This window comes from Streptomyces sp. NBC_00080 (assembly GCF_045041255.1).
GTDB classification, from domain to species: Bacteria; Actinomycetota; Actinomycetes; order Streptomycetales; family Streptomycetaceae; genus Streptomyces; species Streptomyces coriariae.
Genome location: NZ_CP108235.1, coordinates 941,410 through 958,222 on the forward strand (window position 1 = coordinate 941,410; position 16,813 = coordinate 958,222).

At 72.6% G+C, this 16,813-nt stretch carries 15 protein-coding genes and 2 pseudogenes; 8 read left to right on the forward strand and 9 right to left on the reverse strand.

The window, feature by feature from the left end; all coding sequences use genetic code 11:
- Positions 1-54 precede the first annotated feature (54 nt).
- Both OHU34_RS04180 and OHU34_RS04185 read left to right on the forward strand, forming a co-directional pair.
- Positions 55-2,310: an ATP-binding protein gene (locus OHU34_RS04180; RefSeq protein WP_405764805.1), complete on the forward strand. Its 2,256-nt coding sequence runs from the start codon at positions 55-57 to the stop codon at positions 2,308-2,310.
- Positions 2,311-2,648: 338 nt separating this feature from the next.
- Positions 2,649-3,623: a helix-turn-helix domain-containing protein gene (locus OHU34_RS04185; RefSeq protein ID WP_230193831.1), complete on the forward strand. Its 975-nt coding sequence runs from the start codon at positions 2,649-2,651 to the stop codon at positions 3,621-3,623.
- Between the two features lie 36 nt (positions 3,624-3,659).
- On the opposite strand, the gene OHU34_RS04190 is transcribed toward OHU34_RS04185, so the two are convergent.
- The 5 genes and pseudogenes from OHU34_RS04190 to OHU34_RS04210 form a co-directional block, all read right to left on the reverse strand.
- Positions 3,660-4,073 (reverse strand): hypothetical protein, encoded by a 414-nt coding sequence (locus OHU34_RS04190; RefSeq protein ID WP_308285830.1) that lies wholly within the window; start codon positions 4,071-4,073, stop codon positions 3,660-3,662.
- A 24-nt stretch (positions 4,074-4,097) separates the two neighbouring features.
- Positions 4,098-4,715: a flavin reductase family protein gene (locus OHU34_RS04195; RefSeq protein ID WP_142267644.1), complete on the reverse strand. Its 618-nt coding sequence runs from the start codon at positions 4,713-4,715 to the stop codon at positions 4,098-4,100.
- A 147-nt stretch (positions 4,716-4,862) separates the two neighbouring features.
- On the reverse strand, positions 4,863-5,057 hold the full coding sequence (locus OHU34_RS04200) for a hypothetical protein (protein WP_405772559.1): 195 nt from the start codon (positions 5,055-5,057) through the stop codon (positions 4,863-4,865).
- 91 nt (positions 5,058-5,148) lie between these two features.
- A pseudogene (locus OHU34_RS04205) lies at positions 5,149-5,226 on the reverse strand (hypothetical protein); the annotation flags it as partial.
- 409 nt (positions 5,227-5,635) lie between these two features.
- Positions 5,636-6,415, reverse strand: a complete 780-nt coding sequence (locus OHU34_RS04210; protein ID WP_405764810.1) for a hypothetical protein — start codon at positions 6,413-6,415, stop codon at positions 5,636-5,638.
- 140 nt (positions 6,416-6,555) lie between these two features.
- Here OHU34_RS04210 and OHU34_RS04215 point away from each other — a divergent pair, with 140 nt between their 5' ends.
- Positions 6,556-7,800: a cytochrome P450 gene (locus OHU34_RS04215; RefSeq protein ID WP_405764812.1), complete on the forward strand. Its 1,245-nt coding sequence runs from the start codon at positions 6,556-6,558 to the stop codon at positions 7,798-7,800.
- A 41-nt stretch (positions 7,801-7,841) separates the two neighbouring features.
- Positions 7,842-8,582, forward strand: a complete 741-nt coding sequence (locus OHU34_RS04220) for a class I SAM-dependent methyltransferase (RefSeq protein WP_142267641.1) — start codon at positions 7,842-7,844, stop codon at positions 8,580-8,582.
- A gap of 62 nt (positions 8,583-8,644) precedes the next feature.
- On the opposite strand, the pseudogene OHU34_RS04225 reads toward OHU34_RS04220, so the two are convergent.
- The 3 genes and pseudogenes from OHU34_RS04225 to OHU34_RS04235 all read right to left on the reverse strand — a co-directional run.
- A pseudogene (locus OHU34_RS04225) lies at positions 8,645-8,895 on the reverse strand (IS5/IS1182 family transposase); the annotation flags it as partial.
- A gap of 35 nt (positions 8,896-8,930) precedes the next feature.
- A complete protein-coding gene (locus tag OHU34_RS04230) occupies positions 8,931-10,466 on the reverse strand; it encodes a sensor histidine kinase (RefSeq protein ID WP_405764814.1) in 1,536 nt (511 codons plus the stop codon).
- On the reverse strand, positions 10,463-11,212 hold the full coding sequence (locus OHU34_RS04235; RefSeq protein ID WP_142267639.1) for a response regulator transcription factor: 750 nt from the start codon (positions 11,210-11,212) through the stop codon (positions 10,463-10,465). The genes OHU34_RS04230 and OHU34_RS04235 overlap by 4 nt, the downstream gene beginning before the upstream one ends.
- A 235-nt stretch (positions 11,213-11,447) precedes the next feature.
- Between OHU34_RS04235 and OHU34_RS04240 the strand changes: the two genes are divergently transcribed.
- Together OHU34_RS04240 and OHU34_RS04245 are read left to right on the forward strand one after the other, a co-directional pair.
- Positions 11,448-12,800: a ferric reductase-like transmembrane domain-containing protein gene (locus OHU34_RS04240; protein WP_405764818.1), complete on the forward strand. Its 1,353-nt coding sequence runs from the start codon at positions 11,448-11,450 to the stop codon at positions 12,798-12,800.
- Positions 12,801-12,807: 7 nt separating this feature from the next.
- Positions 12,808-13,293, forward strand: a complete 486-nt coding sequence (locus OHU34_RS04245; RefSeq protein WP_142267637.1) for an FMN-binding protein — start codon at positions 12,808-12,810, stop codon at positions 13,291-13,293.
- Positions 13,294-13,551: 258 nt separating this feature from the next.
- Here OHU34_RS04245 and OHU34_RS04250 read toward each other — a convergent pair whose 3' ends face one another.
- A complete protein-coding gene (locus OHU34_RS04250; RefSeq protein WP_405764821.1) occupies positions 13,552-14,358 on the reverse strand; it encodes an anti-sigma factor antagonist in 807 nt (268 codons plus the stop codon).
- 125 nt (positions 14,359-14,483) lie between these two features.
- Here OHU34_RS04250 and OHU34_RS04255 point away from each other — a divergent pair, with 125 nt between their 5' ends.
- Together OHU34_RS04255 and OHU34_RS04260 are read left to right on the forward strand one after the other, a co-directional pair.
- On the forward strand, positions 14,484-14,831 hold the full coding sequence (locus OHU34_RS04255; protein ID WP_142267635.1) for a helix-turn-helix domain-containing protein: 348 nt from the start codon (positions 14,484-14,486) through the stop codon (positions 14,829-14,831).
- 240 nt (positions 14,832-15,071) lie between these two features.
- Entirely contained in the window at positions 15,072-16,793 is a 1,722-nt protein-coding gene (locus OHU34_RS04260) for an NlpC/P60 family protein (protein WP_405764826.1), read from the forward strand.
- Positions 16,794-16,813: the final 20 nt, after the last annotated feature.

Here is a 16,813-nt window from a genome sequence, read left to right on the forward strand (position 1 = left end):
TGCCCGGGGGCGACGGCGGGGCATGTCGGTGTGGATGGGTACGAAGGGGCGGGGTTGAGCGGGGAGCAGGCGGCGTTCGGAGCGCTGCTGCGGGAGTTTCGGCTGGCCGCGTCGCAGACCATCGAGGGCCTGGCGGAGGCGTCGGGCGTGAGTGTGCGGGGCATCGGGGACCTGGAGCGCGGGCGGCGGGCGGCTCCGCAGCGGCGGACGGTCGCCGCGCTCGCGGACGGTCTGGGCCTGGCCGAGGCGCCTCGCGAGCGGCTGCTCACGGCCGCGCGGGCCGGGCGCGACGGAGGCTACCGCCCGGTGGGGGTGCGGGCGTTCCCGCGCGGCGTCGACGACTTCGTCGGCCGGGAGGGGGAACTGGCGCGGCTGGCGGCGCTCGCGGAGCGCGAAGCCGTCGCCCAGCCGGTGGTGGTGGCGGTGTCCGGCCCGCCGGGCACGGGCAAGACGACGCTGGCGCTGCACGCGGCCCGCGGTCTCGCCGACCGGTTCCCGCACGGGCAGTTGGTCCTGGACCTGCGCGGCACGGACGACGATCCGCCCGGTCCCGCCGAACTGGTGCTGCGGGTGCTGAAGGCCCTTCAGGTGTCCGACCGGGAACTCTCCCAGGCCGGGCCGCAGGGCCACCCGGAGCTGTACCGGCAGCTGTTGGCGGAGCGGCGCTGTCTGCTGGTCCTGGACGACGCGCGCGACGAGGGCCAGGTGCGTCCGCTGCTGCCGGCCGCGGGAGCCGGCATGGTGGTGGTGACGAGCCGTCGCATGCTGACCGGGCTGGACAGTGTGCACCGGCTGCCGCTCGGTGAACTGGACCCCGGGGCGGCCGCCGAGCTTTTGACCTCCCTCGTCGGAGCCGATCGGGCGGACGCCGATCCGGCCGCCCTGCGTGCGGTCGCCGAGCGCTGCGGACACCTGCCGCTCGCTCTGCGGGTGGCGGGCAACTGGCTGGCCACCCGCACCGGTTGGAGCATTCGCCGGCTGGCGGACCGTCTCGCCGTCGAGGAGCGGCGGCTGGACGCGCTGGCCGCCGGGGACGTACGGGTGGCCGCCGCCTTCGACCTGTCCTACCGCCAGCTGACTCCCGCGGCCGCCCGGCTGTTCCGGCGGCTCGCCCTGGTCCCCGGCCAGGACACGGCGGCACCCGGCGCCGCCCGGCTCACGGGTTCGCCGGTGTTCGACGCCGAGGACACTTTGGAGGAGCTGGTCGAGGCCGGGCTGCTGGGAACGGACGGGGACCGCTACCGCCTGCACGACCTGCTGCGGCTGTACGCCCGCACCCGTCTGGAGGCCGAGGAGAGCGGGCGGGAGGCGGACCGGGCGCGCACGGGGCTCTTCCGCTGGCTGCTGGAGACCGCGGTCGTCGCGGGCCGCTGGTTCGAGCCGGGCCACGGCGCTCCGCCGCCCGCCTGGCGGGGAACGGTCGACCTGTCGACCGCGGGCCGGGCCCGCGCCTGGCTTCAGGCGGAGGGCGACAGCTGGCTGGCCGCTCTGCGCGCGGCCGAGGCCGCCGGTGAGCACGCGACCGTGGTGGAGGTGGCCGAGGCCCTGCACTGGTTCTCCGACCAGTGGATCTTCTGGGGACACTGGCCCGAGGTCTTCGGCACGGCCGCCCGCTGCGCGCGGGCCCTGGGCGATCCGACGCTGGAAGCCACCCAGCTCAATTACCACGCCTGGGCGCTCCTCGTGTGCGAGCGCCGCCACCAGGACAGTCTGCTGCGCTCCGCCGAGGCCCTCGCCGCCGCGCAACGGGCGGACGACGCGGGCCAGCAGGCCTGGGCCCACATGTACCAGGGCTGGGCCCTTCAGCAGATCGACGACCTCGGTCCCGCCGCGGACCACATGCAGCGCGCCGCCCACCTGTTCGAAACCGTCGGTGACCTGCACGGTGGTCTCCAGGCCCGGCACGGGCGTGCCATCGTCCTGGCGAAACAGGGCCTGACCGAGGAGGCGCACGCGTTCTACCGGGACACGCTCGCCTTTCTGGAGCAGGTCAGCGACCGGCTGGAACCGCACATCGCCGACTTCACCCGGGTCGGGCTGCACGCGGGCCTGGGCAGCAGCTTCGGCGTGCTGGAGCGCTGGCCGGAGGCGGTGGACCACCTGACCACCGCCGTCGCGATCTGCCGGGCGAGCGGCAACACCGCCCTGGAGAGCCGTCAGCTGGTCCACCTCGGCAACGCGCTGCTGTCCGCCGGACGTCCGGCGGAGGCGCGCGCGGCCTTCGCGCGCTGTGTCTCCCTGGGTGCCCATGCCGACCCGCGACCGGTCGCCGAGGCCCGCGGGCTCCTCGCCCGTCTCGACGCGCCCTGAACCAGCGCCCCGCGCCCCGTCCCCGGTCCGCCGCGACACGGGGACGGGGGGCGGGAGCGACGCACGCCGTCGACGGGCGAGGCGCTCGCCGTGCCGCCCATCCTGCTGCCGCGGGCTCCCCCGTGTCTTGTCCCGGAGCGCACCACGCTGTTCTCTCAGCGCACAGAGGATCTCCGGGTGGACAACGGTCGGCCGTTCCGTGTCCACGCGGTCCGCGATTCTGCCTGCTTCCTGCCTGGAGCCCGCCGAGCGGCGCTGATTGGCTGATGACGGCGAGGAGAACGGGCCGCCGTCCGCCCGCTCTCCGCCGCTTTCGCACAGGTGGAGAGGAGAGCCAGGTGGCCCTGGTGCTGACGACTGCTTCGGTTCCCGACGCGGAGCGGCTCGCCCACTGGCGGGACGCGCTCGGCAGAGCGCTGGCGCCGGTGGCCGTCACCGCGCGGCACGAGGGCCCGTTCGAGGGCCGGGTCTCCACCCAACGGCTCGGGTACCTGCGCATCGCCACGATCGAGGCCGACGCGCAGCGCCTGACCCGCACCCCGGCGCACCTCACCGGCACGGACCCGGCCGTCGCGTGCGTGGCGGTCGGGGTGCAGACGGCGGGTACGGCGACCCTGATCCAGGACGGCCGGCGGGCCTTCGTGGGCGAGGGCGACCTCATGGTCTGCGACACGGGCCGGCCGTACGCCCTGGACTTCCCGGGGCGCTTCACGGCCCATGTCGTCCACCTGCCGCGGCGGGCGCTCGGCCTGCCGGAGGAGGACCTGCGCCGGGTCACCGGGACCGCGATCGCCGGGACGACCGGCTTCGGCGCCCTGCTGGTGAACTTCCTGACCTCGTTGACCGCCTCGGTCCCACCCTGTGCCCCGGCCGTCGCCACCAGGCTGGCCACGGGTGTCGTGGACCTCTTCGCCACCCTGGTCGAGGAGCGGACCCAGGACGACGCGACACCGGACGGGAACCCGGGGGACCACCTCGTGCTGCGGGTTCGCGACCACATCGACCGCCACCTCGGCGATCCGGACCTCTCTCCGGGGACCGTCGCGGCGGCGCACCACATCTCCGTGCGCTATCTGCACCGGCTGTTCGAGGGCGAGGGCATCACGGTCGCCCGGCTGATCCAGCGGCGCCGTCTGGAGCGCTGCGCCCGCGAGCTGCACCGGCCCGACGCGACGGCTCCCACGGTGTCGGCGGTCGCCCAGCGCTGGGGCTTCGCCAACCCGGCCCACTTCAGCCGGGTCTTCCGCGCGGCCTACGGACGCTCCCCACGCGAGTGGCGGGGGGCGCGGGACGAGCTGCTCCCGACCGGCTGAGGGGCCGCCCTCGCGCGCGGTCGGGAACGGCTCACCTCACCTCGGGGCACGGGTTCGGCCGGTCGTCCACGTGTACAGCAGCGCCGTCCCGGCGACCGTGGCCGCCGCCGTACCGATGGCGCACAGGCCGCCGCGGGAGCGCCAGGACAGCACCGAGCCGGTCGAGTGGGCGGACAGCACCGACGTCGCGCTCAGCCAGGAACCCGCGGAGGCGAAGGACACGGCTGAGCCCACCGACCCCAGGGACAGGAAACTGCCGACCGAGGCGATGGACAGAGAGCTGCCCACGGAGCCGATGGAGAGGAACGAGTCGACGGAGCCGATCGACAGCGCCGAGTTCTTCGACCACAGCGAACGCCAGGAACCGTCGGCGCCGTCCCCCTTGGCCACGGCTCGCGTCACGTCCCGCGTCGAGGTCTTCGTCCCGGATCTCGTACTGGATCTGGTCATGCTTCGACTATAGGAGCGGACGGGTCAGGAGGGCGGCAGCTCCGGCCAGTCGCGGTAGGCGATACGGGCCCGGTCGTGGATCTCGCCGACGGTTCCCCACTCGTTGCGGCCCAGCCGGGCCAGGGGCCGCAGGAGCCGGATGTCGGGGTGTCCGTCGACGACGACGTCCTCGCGCACGGCGGCGTGCACGACCTCGCCGAGGACCAGGGTGGAGTTGCCGATGCCGAGCGTGGAGTGCAGCCGGCACTCCAGAGCCACCGGGGAGGCCGCCACGCGAGGCGGCTTCACCCGCAGCGAGGGCTCCCGCTCGATGCCCACCGCGTCGAACTCGCCCTCGTGCGCGGGAAAGTCGGTGCCGGTGGCGTTGATCTGGTCGAAGAGCGGCTCGGACGCGAAGTTGACCACGAACTCGCCGGTGGCCTCGACGTTGCGCAACGAGTCCTTGCGTCCGACGGAGGTGAACTGGACGATCGGCGGGTCGGTGCAGGCGACGGTGAAGAAGGAGTGCGGGGCGAGGTTGGCCGTGGTGCCGTCCGCCGCCAGGGTCGACACCCAGGCGATCGGCCGGGGTACGACGACGGCGGTGAGCAACCGGTAGAAGGCTCCCGCGCCCAGGGACCCGGGATCGAAGTCGATACGCATGTCGATCAGTATCCCGCGCCGAGCCGCGGACTCGGCCGGTGCGTGTCTGCCGCCAGTGGTGCCTGGAGAGGTCGATGCGGAGGCCACCGCCCGTGCGAGGTGGACGAGCGTCCGCGTCGGCGTCGTGCCGACGGTGGCCTCCCGGGATCACCTGTCGACGGAGTACGGATGTGCGCCGGTTCCGGCCAGGCCGTCGCCGTCGGCGACCAGGTACTCGTCACGGATAGGGCGGCCGGCGAACCAGGACTCCAGGATCTCGCGGGTGCCCGCCAACCGGCCGCTGCGCAGCGCGCGGTCGACGGCGTCCCGGTAGGCGAAAGCAGCTGCCCCTGCTCCTGGCACGTGCGCTGCTCCAGGAGGGTGCCGTCGGCAGCGGGGCGGACAGGTGGTTGACGAGTCCGGCGCTGAAGATCGCGTCCACGGTCCCGGTGGACAGCGGCAGGCGGCAGGCGTCGGCGAGCAACAGCGCCGCGACGTCCCTGCGGCCGTACCGGGCGGCGGCAGGGAGCATCGCCGCGGTGACGTCCGACCCGAGGACCACCCCCTGGACATCCCCACCCTGGCGCACGGCGCTCTCCCCGCCGACACCGCCGCGCTGCGGGTACCGGCCGACCACAACCGTGTCACCCCGCTGGATTCGATGGGGCCGCAACCGTGCGCCGGCATCTACGCACAGGTGCTGCGACCGGGGCTGATCCGGCTCGGCGACCCGGTCCGCCGGGCCTGACACACGAGGTCACCGCGGCGGAGCCCGGAGGGGAGGGCGCTCGCGACCCCTGGTGCAGGTCGCCGTCCGGCCGAGAGCGCCGACGCCCTCGAACGGACCACGGAGCAACCGCCCGGACCGCGAGCGACGGCCTCGAACACCTACTCCCCCGCATCGCCACTCCGGCGGCTGATGCGGGGGCGCTTCGCCATGCCTACGGGCAGGTCTCGTCGAACTTGACGGCGGTGAACGCGACAGGCTGTCCGCTCAACGACGCACCCGCGGACGGGGTCTGCGTGCATACCTTCCAGTTCGACTCGACCAGCACCCAACGATCGTCCGGAAGGGCGTCCTGCACGGTGATGGACGTACCGGAGTCGAGCGCGGCACGAGCCGCCTTCACCGACTTGCCGGCGAAGTCCGGCATCTTGCCGCCTTCCGCGGCCAAGGGCTTTGCGTCCTTCGCCGGGCAGACCTCCGCCAGCTTCACCGCACCGAAGTCCAACTTCGTCTCAGTGGACTTGGAGGCGCCGGCCTTCACATTCTGGCTGCACACCTTCCAGTTCCGGTCGAAGGCCTGCATCCGGTCCCGGCCGAGCGCGTCATGCGAGGTGAGCCCGTAGAAGCCGACCTCCTGCGCTTTGTCCTGGGCGGACTGAAGGCCCATCCCGACGAAGTTGGGGACGGTCGCCTTCTTGTCCTCGTCGGTCACGGACTTGTTGTCACTCGTCTGCTTTCCGTCCTCGTCCTTGACCGTCTCGGCCGCGGCGGTCTTCGTGACGGTGACGGTGGGCTGCGGCTCGGCCCGGCTGCCGGCGCCGGCCTTTTCCTGGGCGCTGTTGCCGGAGGACCCGATGCCGACTCCGACGAAGAAGATGAGCAGCGCCGCCGGGATGACGATCCGTTTCCGCGCCCACCCCGGCCTGCCGCCCGGCTGCCCGGCCGCCGGTCCGACGAACTGTGGCTGGGCAGGCGGCGGCTGGTTGTACGACATGTGTCCCCCATAGATCAATTGGTGCGAGATGACCGTAAGGGGTGAGATGGCCCGTCAAGGCGTCCGCGAGGAGGAAGTGATGTAACCGTGACGGAAGTGTGAACATTAAACGACCAATGGTTCGCCTGGAGGCCGACAGCATGAACGACCCGAGCGAGGACCCTCGTTTCCTGCAAGACCCCTATCCCGCCTACGCGGCCATGCGGTCCGCGTGCCCAGTGCAAGCCGTGTCCACCGGCTCAAGTGGACACAGCGGCTACCTGGTCACCGGCTATGCAGAGGCCCGGCAGGCGCTCGGCGACCCACGGCTCTCCAAGAACACAGCCGCTTTCTTTGCCGACAAGGAATCGCGACGCCGCCTGCACCCCGCGGTGGCGCACCACATGCTGGCCAGCGATCCACCACAGCACACCCGCCTGCGCAAGCTGGTGACCAAGACGTTCACGACGGGCGCCGTCGCCGAACTGCGCCCGTTCATCGCCAGGGTGACCGAGACGCTGCTCGACCGGTGGCCCGTCGGCAAGCAGGTCGACTTCGTCGCCGACCTGGCGGTGCCCCTCCCGGTCATCGTGATCTGCGAGCTGCTGGGTGTACCGGAAGCCGACCGGGCCGAGGTCCAACACTGGTCGGGCGAGCTGTTCGCTGCCGGAAGGCCCGACCGTATCGACGCAGCGTCGCACGCCGTGGCCGAGTACATGACCGACCTCGTCGCCGCCAAGCGCCTGCGGCCAGGTGGTGCGCTGCTCGACCGCCTCATCGCGACCCGCGACGGCACCGACCGATTGAGCGAGCGGGAGTTGGTCTCCCTGTCCGTGCTGCTGCTCGTCGCCGGGCACGAGACCACCACCAACTTCCTCGGCAACGCCGCCCTGGCCCTGCTCCGGCACCCTGCCGAACTGGAACGCCTGCGCGGCAACCCGGAGGACGTCCCAGCCGTGCTGGACGAGTTGCTTCGCTTCGACTCGCCGGTCGGCACGGCCACCTTCCGGTACACCACGGAGGCCGTCACGCTCGGCGGCAACGAGATCCCGGCCGGCGTCCCTGTGCTGATCGCTCTTGGCGCGGCAAACCGCGATCCGGAGCGGTTCCCGTCACCGGACCGGCTCGACCTGGATCGGGACGCCGTCGGCCACCTGGCCTTCGGCCACGGCATCCACCGCTGCGTCGGCGCACCCCTGGCCAAGGCCGAGGCCGACATCGCCTTGCGCGCAACTCTGGCCCGCTTCCCTGAACTCCGGCTTGCCGTCCCGCCGGATCAACTCGACTGGCGCCACACCCGCCTGGTACGCGGACCGACCTCGCTTCCGGTCCTCACCCAGGGCTCGTCCGGCGGATCACGGGCCGAGCCAGGGCCGGACCGAGGCGAGGGCCGGCCCGTGCCCTAATCGTGTTGACCGCCCCCGGCAGGCAGTGCTGGAGTCGGCAGGTGGACAGCATCCCCGCCAACCGGCGGCTCTGGGACCGGATCAGCAGCGCCTACCAGCACGATCACGACCCGCAAATCGGCGCCGCACCCCGGCTGTGGGGCATGTACTCCATCCCCGACGCGCACCTGCACGCCCTGGGCGACGTCACCGGCAAGCGCGTCCTCGAACTCGGCTGCGGCGCCGGCCAGTGGTCCAGAGCGCTCGCCGCCGAGGGCGCCACCGTAGTCGGGCTCGACCTGTCCGAAGCCCAACTCGCCGCAGCGGCCCGCGCGATGGGAACGGCCCGCTACCCGCTGGTGCAAGGCGCCGCCGAACAACTCCCCTTCGCCGCCGAGAGCTTCGACCTGGTGTTCTGCGACTTCGGCGGGCTCAGCTGGGCGCCCCCGCACCTGGCCGTCCCGCAGGCCGCACGCGTCCTGGGCCGAGGCGGGCGACTGGTGTTCAACGTCGCCAGCCCATGGTTCGAAGCTTGCTACGACGAAGCCGCCAGCCGCGTGACCACGACGCTGCAGCAGGACTACTTCGGGCTGAACACCATCGCCGAAGACGACGGCGCGACCAGCTATCAGCTCACCTACGGCGGCTGGGTCAAGGTCCTGCGCGGCGCGGGTCTCATCATCGACGACCTGATCGAGCCGCGGCCCGCACTCGGAACACCCAACGGCTACAACGAAACCGACCCACCCGACTGGGCACACCGCTGGCCGGCGGAACTGCTCTGGGTGACCCACAAACCGTAAGTTCCGCCGCGCCGAGACGTGAAGGCATCCCCTCCGGGCAGGCCTGGGGCTCGTCCGGCGGATCACGGGCGGAGCCAGAGCCGGATCGAGGCGAGGGTGACGGTCCCGTGCGTTTGCAGATCGTCCTGTCGAAGCCGGCGGGCCGTCCACCCCTGCTGCCGCGTCTCTTGCGGTGGGCCCGCTGTTCTCGAGGCTCGGGAATGGTGTGCTTGATCTGGCGACGTCGCAGACAGCGGCGGTTGCGCCGGGAGGAATACGCCTTATCGCCGCCCAGGTGGGCGGTGGTACCGGGCGTGCTTCTTTCCCGGCACCCGCAGAGGTCTCCTGCCCACCGTCACCCGTCACCCGTCACCCGTCACCCGCGGGGAGCCGTACCGTGAAGGTGGTCGAGGCGGGGGCGCTTTCGAGGGTGACGCTGCCCCCGTGGGCCTCCGCCACGGCCGCCACGATCGACAGGCCGAGGCCGGTGCCGGTGCCGCTCTGGACGCCCTCCGTGCGACGGCGGTCCCCGTGGGTGAAGCGTTCGAAGACCCTGGGCTGGACGTCCATGGCGACGCCGGGGCCGTCGTCGTGCACCGTCAGCACCGCCGTGGGCTCCTCGGACTCCTCGGACTCCAGCGAGATGGTGATCGCGGTGCCGACGGGTGTGTGCAGGCGTGCGTTGGCCAGCAGATTGGCCAGCACCTGATGGAGCCGGTGAGCGTCCCCCGTCACTGTCACCGGCTCCTCGGACAGCTCCAGCGTCCAGCGGTGTCCGGGGCCGGCGGCCTGCGCGTCCGTCACCGCGTCCAGGACCAGACGGGTCAGGTCGACGGGCAGGCGCTCCAAGGGGCGGCCCGCGTCGAGGCGGGCAAGGAGCAGCAGGTCGTCGACCATCTCGCCCATGCGGGCCGCTTCGGCCTCGATGCGTTCCAGGGCCCTCGCCACCTTCTGCGGTACCGGGCCGGGGTGCAGCAGCGCCAGCTCCGCGTGACCGCGGATCGACGCCACGGGCGTGCGCAGCTCGTGGCTGGCGTCGGCGGCGAAACTACGCAGCCGCTCTTCGCTCGCGTGCCGCTTGGTCAGCGCTTCCTCGACGTGGCCCAGCATCGTGTTGAACGCGTCGGCGACCCGCCCGACCTCGCTGCGCGGGTCGGCCTCGGGCGCGCGCGGCCACAGACCCACCTCGCCGCTGGAGAGCGGTAGCCGGCTGACCTTCGTGGCGGTCGCGGCCACCCTGCTGAGCGGTCGCAGCGACCAGCGCACCCACATCGCTCCCGCGAAGCCGGCCACGGCGAGCGCGGCGCCGAAGACGACCGCGGCGACCAGTTCCAGCCGGTGGACGGTTGCCTCGACAGGCTCTGTGGGCAGCCCGGTGACCAGGACGTCGCCGTCCCTGCCCTGGACCGCCATCACCCGGTAGTCGTCCAGCGCGGAGAGGTCGATCGTGTGCCCTGCGCCGTCGGCCGGCACCGCGGCGAGCGTTCGCCTGTCCGCGGCCGCCAGTGGGACGTTCTGTGCGCCCGCGCCCGTGCTGGAACCCACCACCGCGGCGTTGGTGACCGTGTCGCCGACGAGCCGGGCTCCGAAGGTGCCGACTGTCTGACGACGGGTGTCGCCATCGTCGCCATCGTGGTCCGAGGGCCGGGTCCCGCCGTGCTCGAGGCTCGCCGGGAACCGTTCACCCGTCTCGCGCAGCTGCTGGTCGAGGCGGCCGGTGAGGAAGCCGTTCAGCTCCACCACCGCCGCGACCCCGACGGCCGCGCAGCTGACCGCGAGCAGCACGACGAGGCCGGCGGTGAGCCGCGCCCGCAGCGTGTACGGCCGCGGCAGCCGGGTCGGCCACCGCCCGGCCCCGCGCCGGAGCGGACCGCGTGCGAGGCGCTCTCGCAGCCCCGCCCTCACCGGGCCACCGGCTTGAGCACGTATCCGGCGCCCCGCACCGTGTGGATCATGGGCGCGCGTCCCGCGTCCACCTTCTTGCGCAGGTAGGAGATGTACAGCTCGACGACATGGGCCTGCCCGCCGAAGTCGTAGGACCACACACGGTCGAGGATCTGTGCCTTGCTGAGGACGCGTCGCGGATTGCGCATGAGGAAGCGGAGCAGTTCGAACTCCGTCGGAGACAGTTCGACGAGTTCGCCACCGCGGGTGACCTCGCGCGCCTCCTCGTCCATGATCAGGTCCCCGACGGTCAGCCGCGGCCCGTCCTCCGACTGGCGGGCCATGCCGGCCCGGCGCAGCAGTCCCCGCAGGCGGGCGACGACCTCCTCCAGGCTGAACGGTTTCGTCACGTAGTCGTCGCCGCCCGCCGTGATGCCCGCGATGCGGTCCTCGACCGCGTCTCTGGCGGTCAGGAAGAGCACACACACGTCGGGGCGTACGGCCCGCAGCGAGCGCAGCACTGCGAAGCCATCGGTGTCCGGGAGCATGATGTCGAGGACGATGGCGTCGGGCAGCAGCTCGCGCGCCTCGGCGACGGCGGAGACGCCGTCGCCCGCCGTACGTACCTGCCAGCCGTCGTAGCGCAGGGCGCCGGAGAGAACCTCGGCGAGGTCGGGGTCGTCGTCGACGACGAGGACCCGGAGGGGGGCGCCGTCGGTCCGGGTCAGCGCGGGGCGGCCGGAGCCGCGGGGGCGGGAAGTGTTCATCTCGGTTACCAGGATGCGGTCTCGCCGCGTCATGAGCTGCCTTCCCGACCTCTGAGTTCGCTCTGAGTCTGCCGTGCCTCCGGCCGGGGCCCATCGCCTGGACGGCCCTCCCCACCTGCGGCTGGGCCGCGTCATCCCTTCGGTCACTGAGAGCGGGCTCAGAGGTTGCGTCGGCACAGTGTCGTCCCTGACGGCCGATGAACGGGGTCGTCAGGACAGCCGAAGGGACATGCGGATGACGACGGCCCACGCGCGACAGAGGGTGGCCCCGGCGCCTCCCGTACCACGGCGCTCCCCCGTCGGCCCGGTGCTCGCCGTCCTGTGGGGAGGAGCTGCCGCCGTCGTCGCCCTGTGGTGGCACGACACGGAGTCGGTCGTGGGCGTCGCGGGCCGGCTGACGGGGGCCGGGCGGATCGCGGGACTGCTGTGCGGCTACGCCTGCGCCGTCCTCGTCGCCCTGATGGCCCGCGTCCCGCTCCTGGAGCGGCGGATCGGGGCGGACCGGGTCACGCGCTGGCACGCGATGGCGGGCCGCTACACGATCTGTCTGCTGGTCGCGCATGTCGCGCTGATCCTGCTCGGGTACGCCGCCCAGGACGGTTCCTCGATCGTGGACGAGACGCTCACCGTGGTCCTGGACTACCCCGAGATGCTCAAGGCCACCGCCGGCACCGTCATCCTGTTCGCGGTCGGGATCGTCTCGGCCCGCGCGGTACGCCGCCGGGTCAGCCACGAGTTCTGGTTCTACACGCACCTGCTGACGTACGCGGCGGTCTTCCTCGCCTTCGGCCACCAGCTCGCCCTGGGGTCCGACCTCGTCGGCAGCGGGCCCGTTCAGGCCGCCTGGTACGCGTTGTACCTGGGCGTCGCGGCTCTGGTGGTGTGGTTCCGGATCCTTACTCCGGTACGGCTGAACCTGCGGCACCGGCTGCGGGTGGACTCGGTGCACCGGGAGGCGCCGGGCGTGTACTCCGTCGTCGTCCGCGGCCGACGGCTGGACGAGATGGGTGCGCGCCCGGGACAGTTCCTGCGCTGGCGGTTCCTCACCGAGGGCATGCGCTGGACCTCCACGCCGTACTCCCTGTCGGCGCCGCCGCGCCCGGACCGGCTGCGCATCACCGTCAAGGCGCTGGGCGACCACAGTGCCGCCGTCGGCCTGCTGCGGCCGGGCACCCGCGTGTGGGCGGAGGGGCCGTACGGGGCGCTGACCGCGGACCGGCGGAGCGCGCACAAGTCCCTGCTGATCGCGGGCGGCGTCGGCGTCACCCCGCTGCGGGCCCTGTTCGAGACGCTGCCCGGCGACGTCACCCTCCTCTACCGCGCCCGCACCGCCGAGGACCTCGCCCTGGGCGCCGAGCTGGAGACCGTCGCGCGGTGGCGCGGGGCGAAGGTGCACTACGCGCTCAACGGTCCGCACGGCCGGCGCCCCGACCTCACGGCCCAGAGCCTGCGAGCGGTCGTACCCGACCTGGCCGTCCACGACGTGTACCTGTGCGGCCCGCACGGATTCGCGCAGGACCTGTACGAGGCACTGCGCGCCGCCGGGGTCCCGGACAGCCGTATCCACCACGAGTCCTTCGAGCTGTGAGGCCGTCTTGCACACGTTGAAGAAGAACCGCCCGCTGCGCCGCATCGTGCTGGCGAGCGCCGCGACCGTCTCCGGGATGGTCCTGCTGCTTTCGCTGAAGCCGCACACGACGCCGGCCGTCGCCGGGTTGTCGTCCTCCCCCGCGCCCTCCAGCAGCTCCAGCGCGTCGAGCGGGACAACCGGGTCGGACGGGTCGAGCGGATCCGCCGCCACGGGAACCCAGTCCCTCACCGGGGACTCCGTCCAGACCCGCTGGGGCCCCGTCCAGGTCCGCGTCACGCTGAAGGGCGGAAAGCTCACCGACGTCACCGCGGTCACCTACCCCCAGGAGAACCCGAGGGACCAGCAGATCAACGCATATGCCATCCCGCAGCTGACCCGAGAGGCGCTCACGGCCCAGAGCGCCGACATCGACACCGTCTCGGGAGCCACGTACACCAGTGACGGCTACCGCCGGTCGCTCCAGTCGGCCCTGGACTCCGCGAGCGGCTGACGCCTGCCCCGGCCCGACGGCCCCATGGCCCTACGCCTTCCGCGCCGGCACCCGCCACATCAGCGTGGCACCGGTCTGACGATCGCGGCGGCGGACGATGTCGTCCAGCGTTCTGCGCCAACGCCTCGTGGAACTCACCCAGGCAGGCCTCGTCGCGCAACAGGACGACAGCGGCTACACCCTCACCGCCCTCGGCGAGGACGCGTACCGCGTACTGGCGGCCCAGCGTTTCAGTCACGGTTGTGCCGCCTCGTCCGGTCAGACCGAGGGAGCCTCCGACCTGACCTTGGCCACCGCCGCGGCCACCTGCTCCTGTACGGCGTCCGCGGGCGGTTCCCCCAGTACGGCGGCGACCAGGTCGCGGGCGAGGTGGTACAGCTTGGTGTTGGTGTTCTGGGAGGCCAGGACCAGGACCCGCCAGGACTCCTCGACGCCCAGTCCGAAGGACGCCATGAGGATGCCGCGGGCCAGGTCGATCACCGGACGGGTCTGCATGGCGCGCCGCAGCTGGACGACCTCGATGCGCAGGTCCTCCACCAGGACACCGGCGTCCGGGGCGCTGTCGTCCGGGGCGCGCTCGTCCGGGGCTGCGGCCTGCGCGTCACCACGGCCCGGCGCGCCCTCGCGGGCCCGGTCGCCGGCCCCGGTGGAACTGCGGGCATGGGGGCCGGCGGCGTCGAACAGCATCCGGGTGCCGGTGAGAGTCAGCAGCCGGTCCACGGCGGGGCCGACCGTGAGCAGGGCGACCGTCTTCCCCTGTTTCAGGCTCTGCTCGTGCAGGTCGATCAGCACGTTCAGTGCGGAGCAGTCGCAGAAATCGACGCCGCCGAGTTCCAGATCGACCCCGCCCACCGCGGCACCGAGCGCCGCACGCAGGGTGTGTGCCAGCTGCTCGGCCGAGTCGAGGTCGAGTTCGCCCCGTACCGTTACGACGACACGGTCGCCGTCGGGACGGACACCGATCCGGGGCGCGGGACCCCGGCGAACGGGACGCGCACCGGTCACCTCCGCGCCGGTGCAGGCGTCGCCGCCTCCGGCGTTCACACCACGAGCTGGTTCCGACATGACCGCCTCCCCGGTCAGTCCACTGGTCATCTCCAGATTCACCCGCCGCCCGTCACACGTCAACAGATACACGAAATAAAGTTCCGGCCTTTGTATACGTGAATACTAAGCCGTACAATTGCCCCATGGATGGAGTGCCCGAGTCACACAACGGATGGACGTTCCTCACCAACCACGCCCGCGTGTTGGCGGCCATCGCCGACAACCACAGCGCCCGCATCCGGGATCTCGCCGCACACTGCCGCCTGACCGAACGGGCGGTCCAGAAAATCATCGCGGACCTGGAACAGGACGGCTATCTGTCCCACACGAGAGAAGGGCGGGGCAACACCTACCGGGTCGAGCCCGGCAAGGTGCTGCGTCACCCCGCCGAGGCGGGGCTGAGCGTGGCGGCCCTGCTCTCCCTGCTGGCCCAGGACGACGCGGGCCGCATCCTGCACCCGGAGACCGAGGCGGCCGACCCCCGTTCGTGACCGGTCCGCGACGGTCCGTGCAGCGAGCAAACCTCCTGACGGCCACGAGAGACGAAGGTCACGAATACGTATCGGACATTTGGCGCTTCAATCTTCACGCCAGCCACACAAGTTGGCTAAGTTGACGCCCAGGCCGTACGACTGCCCGTCAGGGCAGGGGGCTTGGGGGCACCTGGCAACAAGGGTCGCCCGGATTCCGCCGCCGAACGGCAGGCGGAGGACGGAAGGAGTACGTCTTCCATGGCGACGGATCGCAGCCCGCGCTCCCCAGGCAGCAACACCGATGAGCCGAGTCGGGCGGAGATCCAGGAGCGGGTCAGCTCGCTCTACGACCGGGCCGAGAGCGACACCGGCAGTTACAACATCACGCGCGCCCAGTCGAGCAGGACCCGCGGGAGGGTCACGTCGGTCGCCAACAGCGGGCGCGGGTCGACGGATCCGTCGCTCGAAGCGGTGGCCAAGCAATGGTTCGACGTGGCCCGCGGCAGGGTCGGGCCGGTCACGCCCGCCGTACTGCCGGCCGACCGCCGGCCCGCCCCTCCGGCCCGGGCCGCACGCCCGGCGAGCGCTCCGGAGCGGCCCGCCGACAGCTCCGCCGTGCGGGAGTTGGAGGCCGCCACCCGACGCGTCCCGGAACTGACCGCGCGCGCCGTCACCGCCCTCCCCGCGGCACCCGAGCCGCGCCAGGAACCCAGGGCCCTGCTGCCCGCCGTCCCCACCCAGGCCGCCGCCCCCGCCCAGACCGGCTCCCCCGCCGCCGCTCCCACGGACCGGCAGGCCTCGCTCAAGAACACCAAGGAGCAGATCGGGCGGAAGCTCGCCACGGCCCGGGAGGTGCTGGCGCGAGGTCTAGCCCAGACCGTGCCGGCCCTGCCCGCGCCGACCGCCCCCGCCCTGCCCGCGTCCGCGCCGGCCGCCTCTTCCCAGGCCACGTCCGTCCTGCCCACGATCGGTACGCAGCCGTCCGAGGCGCAGCCGGTGCAGCAGCCCTGGGACACCGCGGAGCAGCAGGCGTTCCGCGCCGAGATCACCGCCGCATGGGCGGGACGGCCGCCCGCCGCCACCCCCGGCACGGCGTCACCGACCGGCGGGGACGGACTTCTCCCGACCGGCGAACTCGGCTTCGCCGCAACGGCGTCGAGCTTCATGACACCCGAAACCGCCTTCTCCGCGCCCGCGCCCGCGCCCGCGCCGGACTACCTGTCCTCGGAACTCGGCGTCACCACACCGCCGTTCGGCTATCCGCTGTCCGAACTCGACGTTCCCGCAACGGAATCCGGCTTCATGACGTCCGGCGTCGTCGCCCCGGTCGCGCCCGCGCCCGGCTATCCGACGTCCGAACTCGGCTTCACCACGCCGACGTCGGGCTACGCGACGTCCGAACTTCCCCTCTCCGTACCGGCGTCCGGCTTCGCGACGGCCGGTCCGGTGCCCTCCGCGCCCATGCCGAGCTACCAGGCCCCCGCGGCGGACGTACTGACCGCCGGTGCCGGTTATCCGGCCTCGGCCGGTGTCGCGGCTCCCGCCGCCCCGCTCCCCGACGCCCTCCCTGCGGCCGTCGCCCCCACCGATGTCACGGTCAGCACCACCGGGACGGCCTACCTGGGGAAGGCGGACAAGGCCCTCGCCTTCGCCCGCGCCCAGATCGGCCGACCGTGCCTGTGGGGGGCGACGGGACCCGAGTCCTACGACTGCTCCAGCCTCACACAGGCCGCGTGGCGGGCCGCCGGGGTGACGCTGCCGCGCTCCGCCATCGACCAGGCGAAGGCCTTCACCCGGATCAGCCTGGCCGAACTCCGCCCGGGCGACCTCGTCTTCTTCTTCGACGACCTCAGCCACACCGGCCTGTGCACGGGCAACGGCATGATGATCCACGCTCCGGGTCCGGGCAGGTTCATCCGCGAGGAGGCGATCCTGCCGTTCGGGGAGGGCGCCCTGCGCGGCGCCGTCCGACCCGCCTGAGGTCCGGCGAGCCCTGCCGG